The 22,443-nt window shown below is 71.1% G+C and carries 22 protein-coding genes and 3 pseudogenes; 17 read left to right on the forward strand and 8 right to left on the reverse strand.

The window, feature by feature from the left end; all coding sequences use genetic code 11:
* Positions 1–132: 132 nt before the first annotated feature.
* Together ACFV7Q_RS28420 and ACFV7Q_RS28425 are read right to left on the reverse strand one after the other, a co-directional pair.
* The gene (locus tag ACFV7Q_RS28420; RefSeq protein ID WP_385432548.1) at positions 133–492 is read right to left on the reverse strand and encodes a hypothetical protein; all 360 of its coding nucleotides are present in this window, start codon (positions 490–492) and stop codon (positions 133–135) included.
* Positions 493–838: 346 nt separating this feature from the next.
* Positions 839–1,087 (reverse strand): annotated as a pseudogene (locus ACFV7Q_RS28425) (hypothetical protein); the annotation flags it as partial.
* Positions 1,088–2,141: 1,054 nt separating this feature from the next.
* On the opposite strand from ACFV7Q_RS28425, the gene ACFV7Q_RS28430 reads away from it, so the two are divergent.
* From ACFV7Q_RS28430 to ACFV7Q_RS28485, 12 genes and pseudogenes are all read left to right on the forward strand, one after another.
* Positions 2,142–2,552 carry a C40 family peptidase gene (locus tag ACFV7Q_RS28430; RefSeq protein WP_385432550.1) on the forward strand — a complete coding sequence of 137 codons (411 nt, stop codon included), beginning with the start codon at positions 2,142–2,144 and terminating at the stop codon, positions 2,550–2,552.
* Between the two features lie 254 nt (positions 2,553–2,806).
* Positions 2,807–3,007, forward strand: a pseudogene (locus tag ACFV7Q_RS28435) (hypothetical protein); the annotation flags it as partial.
* A gap of 227 nt (positions 3,008–3,234) precedes the next feature.
* Positions 3,235–4,107, forward strand: coding sequence for a heavy metal-binding domain-containing protein (locus ACFV7Q_RS28440; protein ID WP_385432551.1), 873 nt, complete (start codon positions 3,235–3,237; stop codon positions 4,105–4,107).
* Between the two features lies 1 nt (position 4,108).
* A complete protein-coding gene (locus ACFV7Q_RS28445; protein ID WP_385432553.1) occupies positions 4,109–4,972 on the forward strand; it encodes a heavy metal-binding domain-containing protein in 864 nt (287 codons plus the stop codon).
* Positions 4,965–5,357, forward strand: a complete 393-nt coding sequence (locus ACFV7Q_RS28450) for a hypothetical protein (protein ID WP_385432555.1) — start codon at positions 4,965–4,967, stop codon at positions 5,355–5,357. The genes ACFV7Q_RS28445 and ACFV7Q_RS28450 overlap by 8 nt, the downstream gene beginning before the upstream one ends.
* Before the next feature lie 83 nt (positions 5,358–5,440).
* Complete coding sequence (locus ACFV7Q_RS28455) at positions 5,441–5,821, forward strand: VOC family protein (RefSeq protein ID WP_385432557.1); 381 nt, start codon at positions 5,441–5,443, stop codon at positions 5,819–5,821.
* Between the two features lie 544 nt (positions 5,822–6,365).
* Positions 6,366–7,301 carry a class I SAM-dependent methyltransferase gene (locus ACFV7Q_RS28460; protein ID WP_385432559.1) on the forward strand — a complete coding sequence of 312 codons (936 nt, stop codon included), beginning with the start codon at positions 6,366–6,368 and terminating at the stop codon, positions 7,299–7,301.
* Positions 7,298–7,810 (forward strand): hypothetical protein, encoded by a 513-nt coding sequence (locus tag ACFV7Q_RS28465; protein ID WP_385432561.1) that lies wholly within the window; start codon positions 7,298–7,300, stop codon positions 7,808–7,810. Before ACFV7Q_RS28460 ends, ACFV7Q_RS28465 begins: the two co-directional genes overlap by 4 nt.
* Before the next feature lie 250 nt (positions 7,811–8,060).
* Entirely contained in the window at positions 8,061–8,696 is a 636-nt protein-coding gene (locus tag ACFV7Q_RS28470) for a hypothetical protein (protein WP_385432562.1), read from the forward strand.
* Entirely contained in the window at positions 8,693–10,687 is a 1,995-nt protein-coding gene (locus tag ACFV7Q_RS28475) for a GMC oxidoreductase (protein ID WP_385432564.1), read from the forward strand. The genes ACFV7Q_RS28470 and ACFV7Q_RS28475 overlap by 4 nt, the downstream gene beginning before the upstream one ends.
* A complete protein-coding gene (locus ACFV7Q_RS28480) occupies positions 10,684–11,874 on the forward strand; it encodes a ferritin-like protein (protein ID WP_385432566.1) in 1,191 nt (396 codons plus the stop codon). The genes ACFV7Q_RS28475 and ACFV7Q_RS28480 overlap by 4 nt, the downstream gene beginning before the upstream one ends.
* Positions 11,875–12,045: 171 nt before the next feature.
* Complete coding sequence (locus tag ACFV7Q_RS28485) at positions 12,046–13,086, forward strand: vWA domain-containing protein (protein ID WP_385432567.1); 1,041 nt, start codon at positions 12,046–12,048, stop codon at positions 13,084–13,086.
* Between the two features lie 156 nt (positions 13,087–13,242).
* On the opposite strand, the gene ACFV7Q_RS28490 is transcribed toward ACFV7Q_RS28485, so the two are convergent.
* From ACFV7Q_RS28490 to ACFV7Q_RS28500, 3 genes are all read right to left on the reverse strand, one after another.
* Entirely contained in the window at positions 13,243–13,917 is a 675-nt protein-coding gene (locus ACFV7Q_RS28490; protein ID WP_385432569.1) for a hypothetical protein, read from the reverse strand.
* 316 nt (positions 13,918–14,233) lie between these two features.
* Positions 14,234–15,490, reverse strand: a complete 1,257-nt coding sequence (locus ACFV7Q_RS28495; protein WP_385432571.1) for a GDSL-type esterase/lipase family protein — start codon at positions 15,488–15,490, stop codon at positions 14,234–14,236.
* A 46-nt stretch (positions 15,491–15,536) separates the two neighbouring features.
* Positions 15,537–16,109, reverse strand: coding sequence for a TetR/AcrR family transcriptional regulator (locus ACFV7Q_RS28500; RefSeq protein ID WP_385432573.1), 573 nt, complete (start codon positions 16,107–16,109; stop codon positions 15,537–15,539).
* A 150-nt stretch (positions 16,110–16,259) separates the two neighbouring features.
* Here ACFV7Q_RS28500 and ACFV7Q_RS28505 point away from each other — a divergent pair.
* A pseudogene (locus tag ACFV7Q_RS28505) lies at positions 16,260–17,092 on the forward strand (hypothetical protein).
* A 632-nt stretch (positions 17,093–17,724) separates the two neighbouring features.
* On the opposite strand, the gene ACFV7Q_RS28510 reads toward ACFV7Q_RS28505, so the two are convergent.
* Together ACFV7Q_RS28510 and ACFV7Q_RS28515 are read right to left on the reverse strand one after the other, a co-directional pair.
* Complete coding sequence (locus tag ACFV7Q_RS28510; protein ID WP_385432575.1) at positions 17,725–17,922, reverse strand: hypothetical protein; 198 nt, start codon at positions 17,920–17,922, stop codon at positions 17,725–17,727.
* Between the two features lie 179 nt (positions 17,923–18,101).
* Entirely contained in the window at positions 18,102–18,536 is a 435-nt protein-coding gene (locus ACFV7Q_RS28515) for a hypothetical protein (RefSeq protein WP_385432576.1), read from the reverse strand.
* A gap of 221 nt (positions 18,537–18,757) precedes the next feature.
* Here ACFV7Q_RS28515 and ACFV7Q_RS28520 point away from each other — a divergent pair, with 221 nt between their 5' ends.
* Complete coding sequence (locus ACFV7Q_RS28520; protein WP_385432578.1) at positions 18,758–19,855, forward strand: hypothetical protein; 1,098 nt, start codon at positions 18,758–18,760, stop codon at positions 19,853–19,855.
* 10 nt (positions 19,856–19,865) lie between these two features.
* A complete protein-coding gene (locus ACFV7Q_RS28525) occupies positions 19,866–20,516 on the forward strand; it encodes a protein-L-isoaspartate(D-aspartate) O-methyltransferase (protein ID WP_385432580.1) in 651 nt (216 codons plus the stop codon).
* 54 nt (positions 20,517–20,570) lie between these two features.
* Here the strand turns inward: ACFV7Q_RS28525 and ACFV7Q_RS28530 are convergent, their stop codons facing one another.
* Positions 20,571–21,236 carry a class I SAM-dependent methyltransferase gene (locus tag ACFV7Q_RS28530; RefSeq protein WP_385432581.1) on the reverse strand — a complete coding sequence of 222 codons (666 nt, stop codon included), beginning with the start codon at positions 21,234–21,236 and terminating at the stop codon, positions 20,571–20,573.
* A 107-nt stretch (positions 21,237–21,343) separates the two neighbouring features.
* Between ACFV7Q_RS28530 and ACFV7Q_RS28535 the strand changes: the two genes are divergently transcribed.
* Together ACFV7Q_RS28535 and ACFV7Q_RS28540 are read left to right on the forward strand one after the other, a co-directional pair.
* Complete coding sequence (locus ACFV7Q_RS28535; protein WP_385432583.1) at positions 21,344–21,679, forward strand: ArsR/SmtB family transcription factor; 336 nt, start codon at positions 21,344–21,346, stop codon at positions 21,677–21,679.
* 121 nt (positions 21,680–21,800) lie between these two features.
* Positions 21,801–22,415: a methyltransferase family protein gene (locus ACFV7Q_RS28540; RefSeq protein WP_385432585.1), complete on the forward strand. Its 615-nt coding sequence runs from the start codon at positions 21,801–21,803 to the stop codon at positions 22,413–22,415.
* The last annotated feature ends 28 nt before the right edge of the window (positions 22,416–22,443 follow it).

Consider the following 22,443-nt stretch of genomic DNA (forward strand, 5'->3'; position numbering starts at 1 on the left):
CTACATATACACCCCCAAATTCGTGGCCCGCTTCAGTTTTTTAAACCAGACTGGGGCCGGGGGGGCGCCCCACCGCCGAACCGCACGCGCGGCGGCGGCGCTCCCACGCATCTCCCCGGGTACTGGGAGCGATCAGCAGCGGATGTAACTCATGGCCACATGGGTGAAGGTTTGGCCGGAGGGGGCGGAGATGTTGACGGGGGAAGAGTCGCCCTTCGGGCCGGCCCAGTCGCTGTCCCTCCAGCCACCGCCGGACAGGTAGCCCCGTACGAACGGACAGCGGCCGTCCGACTTGGTGTCGTGCACCGTGCCGGAGACCCGGGTGTTGTTGTCGCACCACTTGCCGTTCGCGTAGCCCTCGCCCGAGGAGACCGACCAGTTGGCGGTGCAGGCGAGCGCAGCGGTGCTGCCGGCACTGGCGGACGGTGCGGTCACCGCGAGGGCGGCGACGGCCAGCGCACCGGCGGCGAGGACGCGCGGCATGTGCCTCATCACCAAATACCTCCGTGGAGTCCCAGGGGCCGCCCATCGGCCCCCTGACGGACAGTCAACGTAGTCGTGCGCTCGCCGGAGGGAGCCTCTCCACGGGGGATCTCCTCCGCTGTTCCCGGCACATTGGCTCAGAAAATCCCGGACCCCGGTCTCCTCCGGGCCACGCCGCCCCCAGGTTGCCGCCCCACCCCCACCGCGGAAGCGATCCGTCCACCTCGGCGACCTCCGGTCGGCCCGATGGCGCGATACCGGGCACCGGCTGCGGGGTGGCCCGGAAGGGCCGGTGCCGCGGCGGCGACGGCGTGCCCCCGCCGCGGCATCGTGGCCCCGCATCGGCTCCGGTCGCTCAGCCCACGCGCTCGATGCGTGCCCGCCGGATCAAGTTCTTGCCCGGCTCCCGCACCTGCTCGAAGGCCGCGTTGTTCAGCAGGGCACAACTGCCCGACGGACCGTTCACCGTCACCGTCGTCGCACGACCGTTGTCCAGGTTCGTCACCTTCAGCTTCGTCCCCACCGGGAACGTCCCACTGCTCGCCGCCGGCGCACCCCCCTCACCCGACAACGTGACCGTCGACCCCTGACAGACGACGTCGGGGACAGCGGCATTGCCGGTCGCCATCGTGGTGACGACGCCTCCGGCAGCCAGCGCTCCCGCGACGACGGACAGCACGATCTTCTTCTTGGGACTCATAGTGCGTTTCCTCGACACTGGCACTCCTCGATCCGATGGACGCTCCCCCTTCGTCCTGCATACGGCTCACGTGCCGGGCCAGTTCAGTGCTGTTGCAGCCCTACGCATCCCCCCGCGAGGCACCGTGGGGCGCCGCACCGGGACACCACGGAGCGCGCGACTCCTGGATTGCCTTCGAAGAAGCAGGTCACAGCCCCTACGCCCGTGGGAGTCGGCGTGCATCCGGCACTCACACCGGCAGTTCTGGACCAACGCCGGGGCAGCGCCACCAAAGGCAGCCTTAAGGTCCAGTTGATCCGCAGTTAACCATCCGGTTCCCAGCCGTAGCGGCGGGCGCGGGCACTCGGATGCACCGGTGGGCGACCACTGTCCGAACGCAGGGCAGCGGAAACCGTCAGCCCGGTTCGCCACTTCCGGTCAGAGCGGCTGTGGCGCCGTCACGGTGCGCAAGTCCTACTACCAGCCGGATATCGGCCGGTAGAGCGCCGTTCGTACGGTCAACTGCCCGATGGGAAAGTCCTGTAGCCGGAAAACGGCCGAGCAGCCGGAAGGGTGAAATCCTCAGCACCACACCGACTTCGGCCCACCGCACCGCCGTATGAACAATTGACGTAGGAAGCAAGCAGGTTGTCACCCGAAGCGCCGATGTCCTGGCCGTGCGCGGCGTTCCGAAGCGACCGGCCCAGCCATTTCAGATCATCGGCATTTTTCGCGGGCGCTTTACCCAACCGAGATGTTTCAGCGCGTGTCCGAAGGCCTCCGACGCATATCTGGCGAGAACAATGGGCCGTTGCCGAGAGCCAGTACGCATATCACTGGAGAGCAGCCTCATCGTCCGTTCCTGTACCTGGATACGAAGGGATCGCGATTGCCCTGCTCGACGATTGATCACCGCCAGTCAGACGACAACTACGACAGGCGCGGACCTCGACGAGGTGCTCCGCGTTCTCTCGCCTTCTTGCTCATAACTTCTCTGGCCACGGTGTCCGTACCCGCCACGCCCGCCGAAGCGGCCTCCTCGTACGGCGCCAAAGCCGTCGCCATCGCCGCCTCCAAAGAGGGCGCTCCGTACGCCTACGGTGCCACGGGCCCGCGGAAATTCGACTGCTCGGGTCTCACGCTCTACGCCTTCCGAAAGGCAGGGCGGACGCTCCCCCGTACTGCTGAGCAGCAGTACCGGAGCACCCGCCGGATTTCGCGCCGGCAGCGCACCGCAGGGGACCTCGTCTTCTTCCCCGCCGGCTCGACCATGGCCCACGTGGGTATTTACGCGGGCAACGGCAAGATCTGGCACGCTCCCCGGCCCGGCACCCGCGTAAGGCTAGAGGAGATCTGGACGGAGAACGCCCGCTACACCCGCGCCAACTGAAGCGGCGCCATGAAGGCGCCGACACAACGCAGCAGACGCCCGGTTCGGCAATGTCGAGACCCGCTGACCGGACAACGCCCTTCCAGCGGCTCGTAGTGCAATGTCGGCGCCCTCCGCCACGGAGACTCGGCATCATGGCTGCCATGGACGCGTCGAGCACCGCCTGGATCACGATCGCGGCGTACGAACACCTGGGCCGCCTGCACCCGAAGGCGGCCGCACGTGCTTGACTGCGCGACCGCGGCATCGACCGGATGCCCTTCGCCCCGGACGAGATCTGCTGGGACTTGTCCTGCGGCGCAGGTCCCGATGGCCGCTGGCACGGCTGGTTCGTCATCCGCGTCCATGCCGACGCGCTACGGCGGCTCGGGCTGCATCCCGATCAACCCACCGCCAGTACCACCGCCCCGTCCCCTCCCGCCTGGTGGCATGCCGCCGCTGAACGCAACGCCCAAGTGCCGTGTCGGGCACCGGTCGGATTTCGCGGGCCGGGCCTCCTTCGGGCCCGGAAGCCGCCTGCTCCCTCTGATGGCCGGCGGTCCGGCGGTCGGCTCCAAGGGGGCCGGGGCAGAGGGACTTTGGCGCTCGTGATCAGCGTTTCGTTGGTCGCTCCCGTGATATACGCTGCCGAATGGCCGGGCGAGCCGCGCCGTGAGGTGCCGGGTTGATGGCAGAGGGGTCGATGGCTTACCAACGAGATGCCGGTCCGTCCCCGGTCGCCCGCGGCGGGACGGCAAAGACCCGCTCCGCTCACGCCTGGGATTCGGCGCTGTCGGCCGAGGAGTTCACGGCGATCAAGGGCGTCGGGTTCGATCCCGTCGGGCAGGTGTTCGGCACGGCCGTCTTTGACGACGGGTACACCGGCCTGTGGGGCTGCCCGGGCGCGTGGTCGGTCACCGACGGCAGGAAGGTGCCGTCCTCGGCGTGGGACGCGTCCCTCGCACCGTTGGTGCGGACGATGTACGCGGCGCGCAGACTGGCGGTCACCCGTGCGGTGGCCGAGTGCCGCGCGCTCGACGGCGACGGGGTCGTCGGGGTGCAGCTGCGGGTCGACACGTTCCCCGGAGGAGGCCTGGAGTTCACCGCGCTGGGCACCGGCGTCCGGGCCCGCTCGCACATCCGGCCGCGCCTGCCCTTCACAGCGCACCTGAGCGGCCAGGACTTCGCCAAGCTCGTGCACGCCGGATGGGTGCCCACCGGAATCGCCTTCGGCATCGCCCTCGAAGCCCGGCACGACGACTGGCGCACCTCCCGCCGGACGTCCTGGACCGCCGGGAACCAGGAGGTCGACGGCCACACCCAGTTGCTCGGCCACGTCCGTCACCAAGCCCGGAACCAGCTGGCGGTCGGAGCGGCGGGGCACGGCGGCGACGGGGTGGTGGTGGACGAGGCGGAGTTGCGGGTGCGGGAGATCGAGTGCCCTGCGTTCGGGTACGGGCGCGATTTCACCGCGGAAGCCGTCTTCACCGGTACCACCGTGGCCCGGTTCGGCCGCTCCGCGCGGTCTGCGGGAGCCGGGCCACTGACCATCATGAGACTGGAGCGCGAGCGCTGACATGATCGAGCGAAGAGGACGGGACCGGGCCGCGGAAGCCGCGCAGCCGGCTGCGGAGGCCATGGCCGAGGACGCGATGCGGCGGCTCGCACAGGCCGGTCCCGGGCAGAAACGTTCGCTGTTCACGTCCGACCTGACGGTGAACGAGTTCCTGCTGGTGCGCGAAGCCGGCTTCCGCCCGCTCGGCCTGGTCCTCGGCTCCTCGGTGTACCACGTCGGCATCCAGCTCGGCCGGTGGTCGAAGAACCAGGAGCTCACCAAGCTGTCGCAGGCCATGTACCACGCGCGCGAGCTGGCGATGAGCCGGATGGCGGCGGAGGCGCGCGCCTTGGGGGCGGACGGGATCGTGGGGGTGCGGCTGGACATCGAGTTCAAGGAATTCGGCTCGGACATCGCCGAGTTCATCGCGGTCGGCACGGCGGTGGAGGCGGACGGTGCGGACCCGGGACCGAGCGGGACTTGGCTCAACACCAAGGGCGAGCCCTTCACCTCGGACCTGTCCGGCCAGGAGTTCTGGACACTGGTCCGGGCCGGGTACGCGCCGCTGGGCATGGTCATGGGGTCGTGCGTCTACCACGTGGCGCACCAACGCTTCGCACAAGCGCTGAGCACCGCAGGCCGCAACGTCGAGATCGAGCCCTTCACCCAGGCGCTCTACGATGCGCGCGAGCTGGCGATGACCCGCATGCGGGCGGAGGCGCAGGCCCTGGAGGCCGAGGGGATCGTGGCGGTCCGGCTGAGGCAGCACTCACACTCCTGGGGATCGCACACCACTGAGTTCTTCGCCATCGGCACGGCGGTGCGCTCGCTGCGCGACGACCACGTCATCGACACGCCGACCATGGTGGTGAGCCTCGATGCCTGAGCGGGAAGTGGAACTGCTGGCGGCGGCGCTGCGCCAGGACAGCGCGGATCTGAGCCTCTACGTCGAAGTGTTGTCGGCGAACCTGGCGGAATCGCTGCCGCCCGGTGCCGTACGGGTCAAGCGCAGGCGTTCCATGACGGAACGGCTGGCCGGGCGTGGGGGCTCGGTCGCCGAACTGCACGTGCTGCTCGGGGAGCAGCAGCTCTCGCTGCGGATGGATCGGGGACGGGTGGCCGGCGAGATCGTCCACGAGGTGCGGGGCGTCGTGCTCTCCCGGCGCCCGGTGGACGTGGACGAGTGGATCGACGCCCTGGCCCGGTCCCTGGCCGATGCTGCCGCGTCGAGTGCCCGTGCCCGCGAGGCCATCGAGCGCTTGCTGACCTGACCGCCGCCGACTCCGTGCCCGGGCCGCCGGCAGAGCATGCGGCCGACGGTCGGCTCCCGGTCGGGGTCCGTACACTGGCGGTCATGGCATGTCGCATCAGTGAGTTGGTCATCGACTGCGCCGACGCCGACCGGCTCGCCGCATTCTGGAGCAACGTCCTCGGCTACGTCGAACTCGGCCGGGAAGACGACGGAAGCATCGCCATCGGGCCGCCCGACGCCGGGCCCGGTGGCCCTCCCGTCCTCGTCCTCAGCCCCAGCAGCGACCCGCGGACCGGGAAGCTCCGCCTGCACATCGACGTCAACCCCACCGACCGCGAACAGGACGCCGAGCTGGAGCGGCTACTCGCTCTCGGCGCCACGCCCGTCGACGTCGGCCAGACCGGCACCGAGAGCTGGCACGTTCTGGCCGACCCGGAAGGCAACGAGTTCTGCCTCCTTCGGACCCGGCTCCAACCCCTCTGACACCCGGCCCCCGGGGTGCCGTCCGGCCGTGACCCGGACAGCGCGTCGCGGGCCCGTCGCGGCTGTGCCCGGTCCGTCGGAAGCCCTCGTCGCGATCCCCTGCGGGGCCGCGTGCTCCCCCGCTTCCGCTCCGCGACGCGGCGCCGCCGCGGCGCCGCGTCGGCGGCCCGGCTGGTCGAGCGGCGCGGCTCGGGGTGTGCTGGTGTCATGAGCGCGATCACCGCCGAGACGGCCGCTTCTTCATCGTGGGAGGCCGCCTGGGCGACCTCCTCGGGGTCGCGGTGGGCGTCGGCGCGCCGTTCGCGCTGCGGGAGCGCACCTGTCGCCACCCGCTGATCGATTACGTCGGTCTCTTCCGCAACCCGCCTGTCGCCTCGTCACCGCGCCCCATGGCCCACGAGCTCCTCTTGGGGCGCGCGGGCCTCTCGGTGACACGCGTGGTCTATATTGAACACGTTCACATGAACGCGTTCAAAGGGGGGTGGGGGTGCTTCGACCCGCGCGGTCCGCAGCCGCCGACACGTGCCTGGATCCTGGGTCCCGCGTGGACCGACTTGAGATCTCCGATCTGATCACATCAGTGGATCCGAACAGCGGCCACCGGCTCCCGGTCCAGCGCGCCGAGGTGATCCGCCGGCTCCGTGAGACCGGCGACGAGCGGGCGGCCGAGGTGGTCTCCGGGCTGCCCGCGGACGCGGACGGCGTACTCGACCCGCACGCCGTGGACCGCCTGCTCATCACCGTGCACACCGAGCTCCAGCGCCTGAGCGAGGAGCTCCGGATCGGCGAACGCCTGGTACACCTGCTCGGCCCGCTCTTCACCGCGATCCGGGCGAGCACGGGGCAGCCCGGCCCGTACCGCTTGGTCGACGTGGGTTGCGGACTGGGATACCTGGTCCGCTGGCTGGCGGCCACCGACGCCCTCGGGCCGGACGTCGAGTTGGTCGGCGTCGACCTCGATGCCGCATTGGTCGGCGAGGCGGACAGGCTCGCCCGCGCCGAGGGGCTCGGCTGCCGCTTCGTCCACGGGAACGCCTTCGACCTCCCCGAGGCGGCGACCGTCTACGTCTCCACCGGTGTGCTGCACCATTTCCGCGGTGCTGCCCTCACCGCGTTCTTCCAGGCACAGGCCGCCTCACCGGCGCTGGCCTTCTGCCACTTCGACATCGCCGCGACCCGGCTCGCGCCCATCGGAGCCCGGGTCTTCCACCGGGCCCGGATGCGCCACCCGCTCGGCCGCCACGACGGCGTGGTCTCGGCGCAGCGCGCCCACAGTGACGAGACGCTGCTGCGCGCCGCCGCCGTACCGGGCATCCGGCCACTGCTGTACGAGCCGCGCGGCGCAGTGAACCCGTTCTGCACCACGCTGCGCCCGGTGATGGGAGTGCGCCCGCACCTGGAGGCACCGCTCCGCCTGGCCCTCGGGCGGGCCGCGCGCCGGCTGGTGGGACTGCAAGACCTTGCCGGGTCTGCTCGGTGACCCCCGCCGTATGGCTCGTACTCCTCGGTCTGACCGACGCGGCGTTCAGCGGCTTCCGGGCGTACGCCGGCCGTGACGCCCGGATCCGCAAACACCGGGCGACCGCCCGAGCCGCCCTGCGCGGGCTGGCCGTCGGGAGCGTCCTGCTCCTCGTCCCCGCGCTGACGGCCGCACTCCTCCTGCTGACCGCGTCCGACACGGCCCGGACGTACGCCACCCTGACAGCCGGAGGCTTCGGCTACCTGCTCCCGCTCACCGTCTACGCCGCCGGCGTCCTGCTCTCGCTCGCCGCCTACTTCTTGCTGCCGTTCCGCGCCAGCACCCTCGCGACGGTCGTCGGCCTCGGTCCGCTGACCCTGCTGCGCCCGCTCGCCGTAGCCGCCGCCTGCCTCGGGGCACTCCTCAACGGTGGCGGGTGGCCCGCCCTGCTGGTCGGCACGATCGCGGGCGGATGCGTGCTGTGCGTGGAACCCGCCGTGCACAGACGGTGGTACCCCCGCGTGCTGTGACACCCTCCGCGCGCCGGCTCGACGGAACGCGTCGCCCCGCCGCGCTCCGCGGGCGGGGCGTGCCAGCGCGAAACGGGCGCGTGCACCGGCACAGTTACCGCCCGGGTGGGTGAAACCGGTCCCTCGCTCCCGCTCGGCCGACGGCACGACACCGATCCGGGCCATGATGCGAGGCGATTCGCCCGGGACCTGTTCGAGGTGCGGCCTCCTCCGCCCGTCCGGGCGACCTCCCCCGTGAGAGAGGAGCGAAATGACCGTTCCCGCCGTGACGAAGGACGTCGAGGACTTCGTCGACCTCTGTGTGCCGCTGACCGGCTTCCCCGCGTTCGACCTGTACGCCACCGGCATGGCCGGGCTCTATCTGGAAACCGCCCGCCGACAGGTCGGACCGGACCGGTTCGCCGAGTTCTGGGCCGCATGGACCGCGGCCGCCTCGTCGCGCCACGGTCCGCAGAACCTGTCCCCCACCCACCTTGAGGTGGCACGGGCGCTGACCTACATGTGGCTGACCGGGGCTTGGCCGCGCCTGGCGCCGGCCGCGCACGCGGAGCTGCGCCGGGAGATGGCCAACGAGGAGTTCGTCGTCGCGCCCGAGGCGTACGTCGAGGGCCTGGTATGGCGTACGTTCCACGGCCACCCGTCCGGCGCCAAGCCGCCGGGCTTCGGCACCTGGGCCGTCCCGCCGCCGGCCCAACCCGAGACCACGGCGCTGCGCGAGGACCTCGGCATCGGCGAACTGGGCTGCCGCACCGGGCTCGCCGCCGAGGTCGCCCTGGATGCGGTCCCCGACCACCTGCTGCCCGGCCACCGCGCCTCCCGCAGCATCCCGCCGTCCGCCGTCCCCAGCGCCGCCGCCCGGCCCGACACCTCGGAGGAACCCGCATGACCCCAACCGTCAGCGCGGACGAAGCCGTCCGCCGACGCTACGACGTCGTCATCGTCGGTGGCGGCTGGTCCGGCAGCCTCATCGCCAAGGAACTCGGCGACCTCGGCTGGCGCGTCCTCGTCCTGGAGGCCGGCAACGGCGGCACGGAGACCTGGCCCGGCTACCTGGACTCGCTCGCCACCTTCCACTCCGCCGTGGCCAAGGTGCCCAACTCCGCCTACCGGCGCAGCGTCGCCGCCCCCTTCCCGGACGTCCTCGACCTCGCCCCGGTCCGCGACCCGAAGCCCGGCCTGCCGGAGTTCACCGCCAACGGCTACTTCGTCCAGAACGGCCGGCTCCCCTACGGCACCGACTACCTCCGCGAGTTGGGCGGCACCGCGATGCACTGGCTCGGGGCGGTGCCGCGCATGCACCCCGAGGACTTCGCCACCGAGGACCACGGTTACGGCCGCAGCTGGCCGATCGATCCGCAGGAGCTGCAGGAGTGGTACGCCCGGGCCGAGTACGAACTGGGCGTCGCCGGGAACGCGGACGACCAGCGCGCGATCGGCGTCGTCACCAGCGACGAGTACGTCTACCCGATGCACCAGATCCCAACCAGCTACATCGACCAGTACTGCAAGGACCTCAACGGCACGCACATTCTGGACGAGGTCACCGCCGAGACCTACGAGCTGCAGCTCAGGAGCCTGCCGCAGGCCCGCAACTCCACCCCGAACCCGGCCTACTCCTCGCCCTACTCCCCGACCCCGTACCGGCCCGAGGGTGCGGTCGGGCTGCCCAACTACGGCGAGCGCTGCGTCGGCAATGCCAGCTGCGTGCCGATCTGCCCGGTGCAGGCCAAGTCCCACCCGCTGCGCCAGCAGGCCCGCTTCGCGCGTACGGTCACGCTCGCCACCCGCTGCGTCGCCACCCGGGTCCGCCTGGGTGGCGCGACGCGGGGCGGCCTGGTGAGCGGCGTGGAATTCCGTACGTACACCGACCCCGCCTCACCGGTCAGCCGCTCGTACGTGGTCGAGGCGGACGTCGTCGTGCTCGCCGCGCACGCCATCGAGAACGCCCGCCTGCTGCTGTCCTCCGGGCTCGCCAACGGGAGCGACCAGGTGGGCCGCAACCTGATGGACCACCCCACCCTCCTCAACTGGGCCCTCGCCGACGTGGAGCGGGGACCGGTCGGGCCGTTCCGCGGGCCCGGGCACACCTCCGGCTGGGAGGCGTTCCGCTTCGGGGCGGGACGCAGCCGGCGGGCCCCGTTCCGGATCGAGATCGGCAACTGGGGTTGGGGCTGGGCCACCGGCGCGCCCATGAGCAACGTCGCCACCGCCCTCGGCATCGGCGGCGACCGGGAGGGCGGGGTCCGCCCGGACGGCGTGTTCGGGCCGGAGCTGCGCCGGCTGCTCGGCTCCACCATCGGCCGGCAACTCCAACTGCAGATCGCCGTCGAGCAGTCGGCGAACCCCAGCAACCGGGTCACCCTCGACCGTCGCTACCGCGACGCCATGGGCAACCTCCGCCCGGTCATCACGTACGACCTCGACCAGCACACCCGCGACGGACTGTTCGCCGCCCGTCAGGTGGCGCGGCAGGTCTTCCACCGCCTCGGCGCCACCGACTACACCGACCACGCCCCGCGCGACGGCGTGCCCCCGCTCGGCCACTTCGAGCACACCTTGAACGGCGTGACCGAGCACCTGGCCTACAGCGGCGCCGGGCACGGAGCCGGCACGCACATCATGGGCAGCTCCGCCCGCAGCTCCGTGGTCGACGAGTTCCAGCGCACCTGGGACCACCCGAACCTGTACGCCGTCGGCTGCGGCAGCATGCCCTCCATCGGCACCAGCAACCCCACCATCACCATGCTGGCCCTCGCCCTGCGCAGCGCGGAGCAGATCCACGAGGACCTGCTCCTCGACCGGCGGCCGGCCGACATCCGCAGCGCCGACGGACAGCGACCGGGCGGCACGGCCGACGAGTTGGAGGTACTCGCGTGATCACCGCACTCGAACTGGACGAGCAGGGCTTCGCCCGGCCGGAGACCCTGCCCGGCCTGCGCAAGTACCTCCAGGCAGCCCTGGAGGTGGAGCACCTCACCATCCCGGTCTACATGACCGGCATGTACACCATCCGCCCCGGCACCAACCGCACCGCGTACTACGCGATCCGGGCCGTCCTGGTGGAGGAGATGCTCCACATGACACTGGTCGCCAACCTGCTCAACGCGGTCGGCGGCACCCCGAAGGTCGGCACCGGCTTCGTCGCCAAGTACCCCGCGAAGCTGCCCTTCAGCGGTGACAGCGTGCCGACGATCGGACTGCAGCACTTCTCCCCCGCCGCCCTCAAGACGTTCCTGCGGATCGAACAGCCCAGGGAAATGGTGCCGGACGCCGCCCAGGGATCCGGGTGGACCTCCATCGGGCAGTTCTACGAGGTCATCCTGAGCGGTCTGGAGCACCTCGTCGAGACCCTCGGCCACGACGAGGTCTTCCCCGGGACGAGGCCCGGCCACCAGGTCGGTCCGGAGGACTTCTACAACTCCGGCGGCGAGGTCTTCCCCGTCCACGACCTCGCCACGGCCAAGCTGGCCATCAAGACGATCAGCGAGCAGGGCGAGGGGATCGGCGACAGCATCTGGAACAGCAACGACCGCCTCTTCGGCGAACAGCGCGAACTCGCCCATTACTTCCGCTTCAACGAGGTCTACACCGAGCGCAGCTACGGCCCGCACGACCGCCCCGGTGACCAGCCCAGCGGACCGCTGATCGACGTCGACTGGGACGGCGCCTACCCGATCCACGGCGACTCGAAGGTTGCCGACTACCGCAAGTTCGCCGGCACCAGCGCCGTGTACGAGCACGCCGTGGCCTTCAACTCCCGTTACGCCGTGTTGCTGCGCTACCTCGGTTCCGCCTTCAACGGCCGTCCCCGGCACATGGCCCTCGCCATCCCCACCATGCTCGAACTGCGCGACCGCGCCGAGCAGCTCTACCGCAACCCCCACCCCGATCCGGCCCACGCCGGCCAGGGACGTTTCGCCAGCGCCACCTTCGAACTCGCCCAGCCGCAGTTCGACGCCGCCGACGAGGAGGTCGAGCGCAACGTCCGGGTGGCGGGGCTCGAACCGGGCGAACCGATCGACCTGTCCGCCCTGGCCTCCGGGTCCAGCGAGGCCTTCGTCTGACGGCACGGTCGCCGCCGCCGTCGGTGCCGCAGTCGGTGCCGCCGGCGCCACCGGGGTCCGGGTGCTCGGCCGCGGCGGCGCCGGGTGGCGGGGTGGAGGTGCCGGCCCCGATGGATTGTCAGTGGGGGCTGAGAGGATCGGAGCATCAAGTCGGGAAAAGGGGGAGCGGCCATGTCCGGAAACCAGAACTACATCAATCACGTTGCTCTTGTGCTGGATGCCAGTTCGTCCATGTCGCAGCTGAGCCGCAAGGTCGTCGAAGTCGCCGACCAGCAGATCGCCTATCTGGCCCGCCGGTCGCAGGAACTGGACCAGGAAACGCGCGTCACGGTGTACGTATTCGCGGACGACGTGGAGTGCGTCATCTACGACAAGGACGTGCTGCGCATGCCGTCCCTCAAGCAGCTGTACCGGGTCGGTGGAATGACGGCTCTACTGGCGGCCACGCTGAAGTCGCAGCGGGAGCTTGCGCAGACGGCCCAACTCTACGGCGACCACAGCTTCCTGACGTTCATCCTGACCGACGGCCAGGAGAACGCGAGTCACCGCTGCCCGGGCGCCCCTGCAAGGGACCCGCGTGCACTGGTGCGGGCCGTGGCCACGATGATCGAGACGCAGCAGGACAACTGGACCCTGGCCGTTCTCGTCCCGGACCAGATGGGCAAGCGCGAGGCCATGCAGTGCGGCTTCCCGAAGGACAACATAGCCATCTGGGACGCCACGAGCACTCAGGGCCTGGAGGAGGCCGGAAAGGTCATCCAGCAGGCCACCGAGAAATTCATGGTGGGCCGTTCCAAGGGCATCCGGGGATCGCGGGCGGTGTTCTCCACGGGTGCAGAAGCGGTCAACAAGGACACCATCAAGGCAGCCGGTCTCACGCCGGTGGATCCGTCGGAATACCAGCTCCTTACCGTGGCCCGCGAAGCGGCGATCCGGGACTGGATCACCGAATGCGGGCACACTTACCGCACCGGTTGTGCTTTCTATCAGCTGAGCAAGTCGGAGAAGATCCAGGCACAGAAGAAGATCGCGGTGCTGGAGAAGAAGACGGACCGGGTGTACACCGGACCGGAGGCGCGAGCCCTGCTCGGTCTCCCGGACACGGAAGTTCGCGTCAAGCCGGATCACAACGACGACTTCACGATCTTCGTGCAGAGCACCAGCGTGAACCGGAAGCTGGTGCCGAACACGCGCCTGCTGGTCATGGGCTGACGCCCAGGAAGCCCCGCCGGCCCCGGCCGGCGGGGCTTCGCCACATTGAGCCACCGACGACGACCCCCGTGGTCCACGGCGGCGACCGGAAGCTCGTCATACGACGCCTGTGATGCCGAGCCCCGCCGCCCCGGAGGCCCGGGGAGATCCAGATCGTCACCGCTTCTGCGCGTGCCCACGCACTCTCTGGAGGATCGCCTCGCGAAGCCGTACGCGATCCGGGTCCCTTCTGAAGCGAATACCCCGCTGTGCCTCGACCGCCTCAGCGAGCCTCCTGGCCTGCCCCGTGTCGAGTTCGTCGATCATTTGCAGCGCGAGTCGCATGGCGTGGTACTGCTCGAAGGGAGTGCGCGGGTTCGTGACGGCGGCAAGGGTGGCTTCGAAGTTCCGCAGTTCAGGCCTGGCCTGCATCATTGCCAAGGCGGTGATGCGCTGCTCGTCCGTACCGTCCCGTAGCCAGCGCAATACCTCGGCCGACTCGAAGGACTGCTCCTGTGCCAAGCGGCGCGCTCGGGCAGTCACCTCTTCCAGGGCGCGCGTGCGCGAGGCACCGGCGCGCATCGAACCGCGTACGGAGCCGTAGTCGGCGGCCATGGGTCCGGCAGCGTCCAGCAGGGTTCTCGCCTCTGCACGCAGCTCACGCGCCGTAGCGATGTCTCCACGGCGCTCGGACTCCTCCGCCAACGCGAACCTCTCCGCTGCGGCTGCCCGAATGCGCAGCGTGGCCCCTCCGAACTCAAGGCTCTCGATGCCACTGCCGAGCAGGGCGAGGAGAAGCAAGACGCCCCCGAATACGATCAGCGCCGCCGAGCCGGTCCCGTTCTGGGTCATGTAGACGGCAAGTGCGCCCAGGCAGTATGACCCGGCACCCAGGAGCCGTGAGGGCACGCAAGGCGGGCGTGAACCAGACGGTGGCAGATCTCGTCTTCACTGGCCTCTCCGCTTCGGCTCGGACCGGCGTGTCAAGCAGCCCGGACATCAGACCGTTCAGCGATCGCCTCGTTCGGCTTCGGTGATGTGGAAGCGATGGGACTCGGGGCCGGTCTGGATGACGACCGTGAGCAACAAGCACAGAGTGAGCGGCCACCCAGGCCGGAGCCACCATTACGCCAACAGCGGCATGCCACCGACCATCACACCGGGTGGGCTAGGCGGTACCCGTGACGGTGCTGGCTCGGCGCGGACCGGTGGACCGCGCGAACGGGCCACCGGCGGTGAAGGCGTGCTGCGCGAAGCGTTCGCCCATGAGGCGGTGGGTCGCGGCGTCCGGGTGGAGGTCGTCGGGCAGGGGCAGGGCGGGCTCGTCCGACGGCCCGTACAGTTCGCGTCCGTCGAGGTGGTACAGGTTCGGGTCGTCAGCGGAGCGCTCGCGAACGATGCGGGCCAGCTCGTCCCGGATGACCGTGAGGGTCAGTTTCCCGGCGGCGACCTCCCGCGGGTCGCCCGTGGCCCGGAACTTCAGCTGGCCGGTGGCGAGGGAGTCCGGATCGACCGCGCCGGGGCCCGGGGTGTTTTCGTGCACGGGGCACAGGATCGGCGAGACGACGAGGAGGGGCGCAGTGGGGTGGCCTTCGCGGATCGTGTCGAGGAAGCCGTGCACTGCCGGCCCGAAGGCCCGCAGCCTCATCAGGTCGAGGTTGACGACGTTGATCCCGAGCTTGAGGCTGATCAGGTCGGCGGGCGCGTCGCGGATCGCGCGGGCCGTGAACGGGTCGAGCAGCGCGCTGCCACCGAACCCCAGATTGAGCAGTTCCGCCCCGCCGAGCGAAGCGGCAACGGCGGGCCAGGTGGTACTGGGGCCGGCAGCATGGGAGCCGTGGCTGATCGAACTGCCGTGGTGCAGCCAGACGGGGCGGTCGCGATGGGGCAGCGGCTCCACGCGGGCGTCGGTGCGCAGCGCGACGAGTTCGGTGGTCTCGTCGTACGGCAGCCAGATCTCGACGTCCTTCGCTCCGGCGGGCAGACCGGTGAAGCGGACGAGGGCCGGCGGGCCGGGGCGGTGCTCGGTACTCCAGTCCGTCATGTCGATGACGAGGGTGTTGCCGCCGTCGGCGCTGCCCTGCGCGGTGAGCCGGCCGTCGACCAGCAGGTCGTACGCGCCACCCGGCCGTGGCGGAGCGCCCACGTAGACGCGCTTGGTGGGGACGGTGTCGAGTTCGACCGCGGTGGCCCGGGTGCGGAAGGCGAGCCGTACGCCGGACGGCTGGGATTCGGCCATGGCGAGCTGTCCGTCGGAGCACTGGGCCCGAGCCCGGGCGGGCAGCCGGTGCGGCACGAGGCCGCGCTCGGTGCGCTCCAGTTCGATGGCGCCGCGTACCAGGGAGTCGGTGAGCGGGGTGGTGATCCATTGCGGCGCGAGGTGCTCGGAGGGTCCGGATGAGGTGTTCGAGGTGTCCGAGGGCATGTGTGGGTTCCTTGGGGTTGGTGCGGGACGGGCCGTGGGTGGGCTCTCACGGCGTGGGCCAGTCGCGCAGCAGGGTGTCGAGGGCATCGATGATGCGCTCCCAGCTCTCCTGGCTGTCGGGGGAGCTGTGGCTGAAGCCGCCGGCCGCCTCCAGGCTGACGTAGCCGTGGAAGACGCTGCCGAGCAGGCGGACGGCGTGGGTCTGTTCCGGTTCCACCAGGTCGTAGCCGCGCAGGACGGCCCGCGTCATCCGCGCGTGGCGTACTCCGGCGCTCGCGAGAGCGGTTTCGGTGTCCAGTGGGAACCGGGTCGCGGTGTAGCGGCCGGGGTGCTGGCGGGCGTAGTCGCGGAAGACGTTCGCGTAGGCCCCGAGGGCGTCCTTGCCGGACCGCCCGGCCAGGGCGTCGGCGGCCCGGTCGGCGAGCTCTTCGAGGCAGGACAGGGCGATGCGCGTCTTCAGGTCGGGGGAGTTGCGCACGTGCGAGTACAGGCTCGCGACCTTGACGTCGAACCTCCGGGCGATTTCCGAGAGCGTCACGTGCTCGAAGCCGATCTCATCCGCCAGTTCGGTTCCGGCTCGCACGAGACGATCCACTGTGAGCCCGGCACGTCCCGCCATGGCGTCCTCCTCGCGGGCCCACCGACACCCGCCTAAGTCGTGTCTGAGATTACCTAAAGCATATAGGCAACCCGGGGCGGCACGGTGATCCGTCCGGCAGCCAGGGCGTTTCGCCCCGAGGCGGCCCGGCCGGCGGTTCAGGCTCGGCCCGTGGGGCAACCCGCCCAGCGTGCCGAAGGCTTCGGACCGTTCACCACCCGGGTCACCTGGCAACTGCCCAGCGGCGGGACGGCGGTGTGGGAGTCGCGGCTCGCCCGGCGGCGTGGCGCACTCGCCATCCGTGGTCCGGGCGCGCACCACGACGGGCACGGCCGTGCCGACGAGGTCGCGATCAGCCGCCTGCGCAGGCTCAACGCCATCGCCACGACCGCGTTCGGCGGCTCCCTCTTCGCGGCCGGCGCCGCCGCCGCCCAGTTCGGTTCCGGTATCGCCATGGAAAGCGCCTCGATCTACTTCACCGGCGGACTCTTCTTCAACCCCGGCGGCTACGCCTCGCTCCTGCAAGCGGTCAACGCGACCCGCCACACGGTCGGCAACCCCGTGCTGGACACCCGCGGCTGGCGTGGTGGAGCTACGAGCCGATGCGGCTGGACTGGCTGAGCGCTTTCCTCCTGTTCACGGGCACGGTGGTGTTCGGCGTGAACCTGCTGAACTCGTTCCTGCAGGGGCTGAGCGTCCAGCAGGTCAACCGGCTGATCTGGGTACCCGATGTGGTCGGCTGCCTGCTGTTCCTGGCTTCCGGGCACCTCGCCCTGATCGAGGTCTGCCACGGAGGGCTCCGCCTCCTCCTGCGCAGCCCCGGCTGGTGGATCGTCGCGGTGAACCAGCTCGGGTCCGTCCTCTTCGTGGGGTCGGCGCTCGCCGCGCTCCCCCGGCCGGCCACCGGCAGCCCCGTCAACCTCGACATCGCCAACTGGGGCACCCTCACCGGCGCCCTGTGCTTCTCGGTCGGCGGCGTCCTCCAACTCGTCGAACGCCCGTAGAGCCGCCCCCTGCGTCCGTGCGTCGCCCCGGACGTCCGCCGGTCGCCCGCCGGGGTGAGCGCGGCCATCCCGACCCCGGGGCACAGGCCCTGCGGGCCGCGCGCACCGTGCCCGCGGCCCGGCGTCTTCCGACGTACTGGGAAGCAGCGGTCAGTCTGGGAGATCCTGTTCGGCGCACGGTCCCGCGGAAACCCGCCTCTGCAACACGGCCGTCACGTACCGCACGGAAATCGGGCGCGCACCCGATCAGCGTCGCAGAGGCGCCGTCACGGCCTCCGACACCCGCCAACCTCCTTGCACCAAAGGGGAATCCATGCGCCCCCTCGGCCGGACCCGCACGGCTTCCAACCGATCCAGCGGGCTCCGGCTTCGGTGAAGATCCGCGAACTCCGTAGGCGTGACGCGAAGCATGCGACGCGAGGCCCAGAGCAAGACCAGGGACGTAGCCCGACAGCACGAACGGTCACCGAGCAGGCAAGTGGTGAAACCCACTGTCCGAGAGCAGCCCCCTCCGGCGCCGTCTCTCCGCTCGTCATCCACTCGTCATCCAAAGGTGAAACACGAGTTCGGACTCCGTCCCGAGGAGGAGGGCGGAGGGACAGCCCCGGAGAGGCCGTACGGCAAGGGTTTGATCAGTCCGACTTGTACAGGTCGCCGAGGTTCAGCGTGTGCTCCAGCACGTCCTCCAAGGGGTCGTCGATCTGGCCGGTGTTGATCAGCGCGACGACCGGCCCGTTGTGCGAATCGCGGTGGTCCTCGTCCGCCGCCGCCGTACCGGCAGCAACAGCAGTGAAGGCGGCCACGAGGATGCCAGTAATGATCTTCTTCATACTCCGACCAACGACGGCACAGCCCATGGGATGCGGTCCACGGGGCCGCTGGCACGCCCCGCACGGGCAGCCGATGTGGCCGCCCCGTCCCGTTCCCCTCTGCCCTGCCCGTGAGCGCGGCGGTTCGCAGGAGCTCCCGGCAACCGGCGCGCCTGGTGTGTCCGTCACCCCGTGCTCCGTCACCCCGTGCCGGGGGCCAGGATCCTCTCCAGCGCCGCCAGGTCGGCCGCCTCGTTGCGTCGCAGTCGTCCCCGGCCGTCCGCGTCGAGATCGGCAGGGCGGACCACGACCAGCCGCAGCCCGTGGGCGGGGATCTCGGTGTCCCGGCGTGCGTCGTACAGGGCCCGTTGCAGACCGCGGTGGACGCCGCTGACGGTGAGCCGGTCCGGCTTGTCGAAGTGGGGCACGGGCTGGTCGTGCTGGAGTTCGCGGTACTCGATCACCAGGCGGTGGCCGGGCCAGTAGGCATCGACGGGCAGTCTGACCCGTCGGCCGCTCGTTCCGGGGTCTCCCAGCAGCCAGTCGAACCTGTGCTGCGTCGAGGCGCCCTCGCCCAGGATCCTGCTGCACAAACCGACGACGTACGCCTCGTCACTGTCATGTCCCGCTCCCATGCCCGGGCATCCTGCCACCTCTCGGACCGTCCCGTGGGCGCTTCCCGCCTCCTACGTCGTCCCTGCCGCGGACGACGGTGGCCCCGGCTCGCCTCTGCGGTGTCGCCGTAACCCCGCTGCGAGACGCCAATGCCGAGGCCGACCAGGCTGCACCGGCCCCCTCCGCGTGCGCATCATCGGAAGGAGAGCACCTGGGGCGGCCTGGGAGTGGTGGTGAGGACATGCGGCTGTCTTTCCTGGAACCCCTGTACTCGGAGTCCGGCCCGTTCGCCTCCGTGTACCTGGACACCTCCCGGGACGTCGACCAGCCCGACCGGGCCATCGCCCTGCGCTGGCGCCGGCTGCGCGAGGACCTGACCCGGCAGGGAGCGGACCGGGCGCTGCTCGGCGTGCTGGAGCAGGCAGTCGGCGCGGACGCGGAAGTGCCCGGAACGCACGGGCAGGCGATCTTCGCGGCCCACGGATCGCTCGTCCTGGACGGGGAGCTGCCCAGCCCGCCCGCCCACGACTCGGCCCGCTACAGCACCCTGCCGGATGCCATGCCGCTGGTCAGCCAGCATCTGCCGGAGATCCCGTACTTGGCGGTGGTGGTGCACTACGCGGGGCTGCCGACGGCCGAGACGCACGGCTGGGTCAGGCTGGAAGCCGAAGCCGGCACCTGGCCGGCGTCCGCGGTCACCCCGGGTGAGCGGCTGCAGCGCAGGGTGCCGGTGGCCGCCTGGCACCACAGCGCCGTCCGGCTGGGTCACGAGCTGGACGCGTGGGCCCGGCGCACGCATGCCGACGCCGTCGTCGTCGCCGGGGACGCCTGGGCGGGCAACGTCCTGGTTCGGCGACTGCCGCACGCCCTCCGCGACAGGGTCGTACGGGTCGGAGGCCCCAGTCCGACGGAGACCCGACGGGCCCTGCTCGAACAGCAGCTCAGCAGCGTCTTCCGCGGCCGGATGGCCGCGCACGACCGGGACCTGGTGAACGTCTTCATCGGCCGCCGGGCCCTCGGTGGACCCGTCGCAGAAGGGACGGCGGCCGTCGTCTCCGCCCTGCAGCGCGGCCAGGTCCGGGCGCTGCTGCTGAACCAGCCGCGCGCCCCCGCACTGCAGCTGTGGACCGGTCCGCGGCCCACCCAGCTCGCACTGGCCGAGGAGGAGCTGGTGTCCTGCGGGGTGCGCGCGCCCCGCGAGGAATCCGCCGACGAGGCACTGCTGCGGGCCCTCGTCGGCACGGCCGCCGAACTGGTCGTCGTACCGGAGGACGAGCTGCAGCTGGGCGGGCACGTCGGGGCGCTGCTGCGGTACGCCGACGCCGGAACCCCGACCTGACGGGCACGCCATGGTCCACGGGTCTTCCGCCGAGAACCTGGTCCGCGCGGCCCGGAACGCCGGGGTGACCGACGCCCGGCTGCTGGATGCCATCCGGAGCGTCCCGCGGGCCGGCTTCGTCCCCACCACCGAGACGGGCTCCGCGTACGGGGACGTCCCCGTGCCCCTGCCCTGCGGCCAGGTGACGACGCAGCCCTCGCTGGTCGCGATGATGGTCGCCGCGCTCGGTCTGACCGGGCGCGAGCGGGTGCTGGAGATCGGTACGGGCTTCGGCTGGCAGACCGCGCTGTTGGCCTGCCTGGCCAGGAACGTCATCAGTGTCGAACGGTGGCCGGAGCTGGTCGTCGAGGCCCGCCGACGGCTGGCCGCGCAGCGGATCGGCACCGCAGAGGTCGTTCTCGGCGACGGCACGCTGGGCTGGCCGGACGGGGCCCCGTACGACGCGGTACTGGTCTGCGCGGCGTTCCCGCAGGTGCCGGATCCGCTGGTGGCACAGTTGCGCGTCGGCGGGCGGCTGGTCCAGCCCGTGGGCCCTGGCGGGCGGGAACAGGTGGAGATGTACGAGCGCCTGCCCGGCGGCCTGGTGCACCGCCGGACGGTCGTCCCGGCCCGTTTCGTCCGCTTGTACGGCGCCCACGGCTACGCCGAGGGCGCCGAGTAGCGGACCGAGCTGACCGTTGCTGCTCCCCGCCCGACAGCGGTCCCCGTACCCCGGTCACCGGGGCAGGGACTGGGTGACGCGCCACAGTCGGCGCGGCAGGTCGCCCTCCTCGAAGGCGTGCACCTCGTGCAGTACCCAGCCCTCGGCGAGGGCGTCGACGAGGTGGCGCGGGAAGAAGTGGACGGCGAACCCGCCGTGCTCGAAGACGTCGTCGCCGTGGGCGGTGCCGCAGCCGTAGTGCGCGTCGCCGGTGTGGCGGACGGTGTAGACGAGCGTGCCGCCGGGCCGCAGCACCCTGGCGATCTCGTCGAGCAGCGCGTGGATCTCGTCGGCGGACAGGGCCATGCACAGCAGCATGTGTGCGAAGACCGCGTCGACCGAGGAGTCGGGAAGGGGCAGCGGGTCGCGGACGTCGTGCACCGAGGTGGTGACCCGCTGCGCGACGCCGCTCACCCGTGCGGATTCCCGAAGCTGTTCGAGGCCCCGTGCGGAGAAGTCGACGGCCCTGACGGCGAACCCTTCGCGCGCGAAGTACAGGGCGTCACGGCCCTGCCCGGCGCCCAGTTCCAGCACTTCTCCGGCCCCGGCTGCACGGAACACACGGGCTGCGTGGACGGCCGGCGCCGAGGGCCGCTCGCCGTACATCCCCGGGTGGGCGGCGTACGTGTGCTGCCAGTGTGCCTGCTGCGCCGCGGCCAGGTCCTGTCCGTCGTCCGTCACGTTGCCGTCCCTCCTCCGCATTCCGTCGAGGTCGAGCGTAGGACCGGCGTCCACCCACCGCGGAATCCACGGTTTCCTGAATTCAGGAATAGCTGTACTGTCGTGGTGTGATGACCGTTGCCCCCGACATCGAGGTGCTGGCCCGTTTCGGCCGCGCGCTCGCCGATCCGATCCGCTGTCGCATCCTGCTCGCCTTGAGCCGGGCCGCCGCCTACCCGGCCGACCTCGCCGACGCGCTCGGCGTCTCGCGCACCCGGCTGTCCAACCATCTGGCCTGCCTGCGTGACTGCGGCCTGGTGGTCACCGTCCCGGACGGACGGCGGACCCGGTACGAGCTCGCCGACCCCCGACTCGGCCACGCCCTCGACGACCTGCGCGCGGCGGTGGTCTCGGTCGAGTCGGACAGGACCTGCCCGGACGCCGCAACGAAGGACTGCTGCTGATGGCCGCCGCATTCCCGGCGCCTCCCCCGACCCGCCACGACCTCGCCCCGGGCGGGGCCGCGCAGACGTGCGGCTGCCGTCCGGAATGCGCCCGCTGCACGACCGAAGGAGAGACGAAGCGGTGAACGACTGGGCAAGGGCAACACTCGCCCTCTATCTGACCTGGGGTGTGGTCGCCTTCGGCGTCCGGGCCGCGCTTCATCGGCGCCGGACCGGCGATGCGGGCTTCCGCGGCATCAGTGGCCGCCCCGGCGAGGCCGCCTGGTGGGCCGGGATCCTCTTCGTCGCCGCACTGCTCGCCGGGGCCGCCGCCCCGATGGCGGACCTCGCAGGCCTGCCCACCGTCCCAGGCCTCGACCACGGGCCGGCACGGTGGGCGGGGCTGGCGCTGACGCTGGTCGGCATGGCCGCGACGCTCGCAGCGCAAACGACCATGGGCGCCTCATGGCGGGTGGGAGTGGACGCCGGCGAGCGGACCGAGCTGGTCACGGGTGGGCTGTTCAGCCTCGTCCGCAACCCCGTCTTCACCACCATGACCCTCACCGCGACCGGCCTCGCCGCGATGGTGCCCAACCTCGTCGCCGTCCTCGCCCTGGCTACGCTCGTCGCGGCCGTCCAGTTGCAGGTCCGCGTCGTCGAGGAGCCGTACCTCGCCCGCGTGCACGGACACGCCTACCGCGAGTACACCACCCTGACGGGACGGTTCCTCCCCGGCATCGGCCGCGCCCGGAGCTGACCCGGCAGGACCGGCCCCCGGCACGGGT

The sequence above is a fragment of the Streptomyces sp. NPDC059851 genome (assembly GCF_042732005.1).
GTDB lineage: Bacteria > Actinomycetota > Actinomycetes > Streptomycetales > Streptomycetaceae > Streptomyces.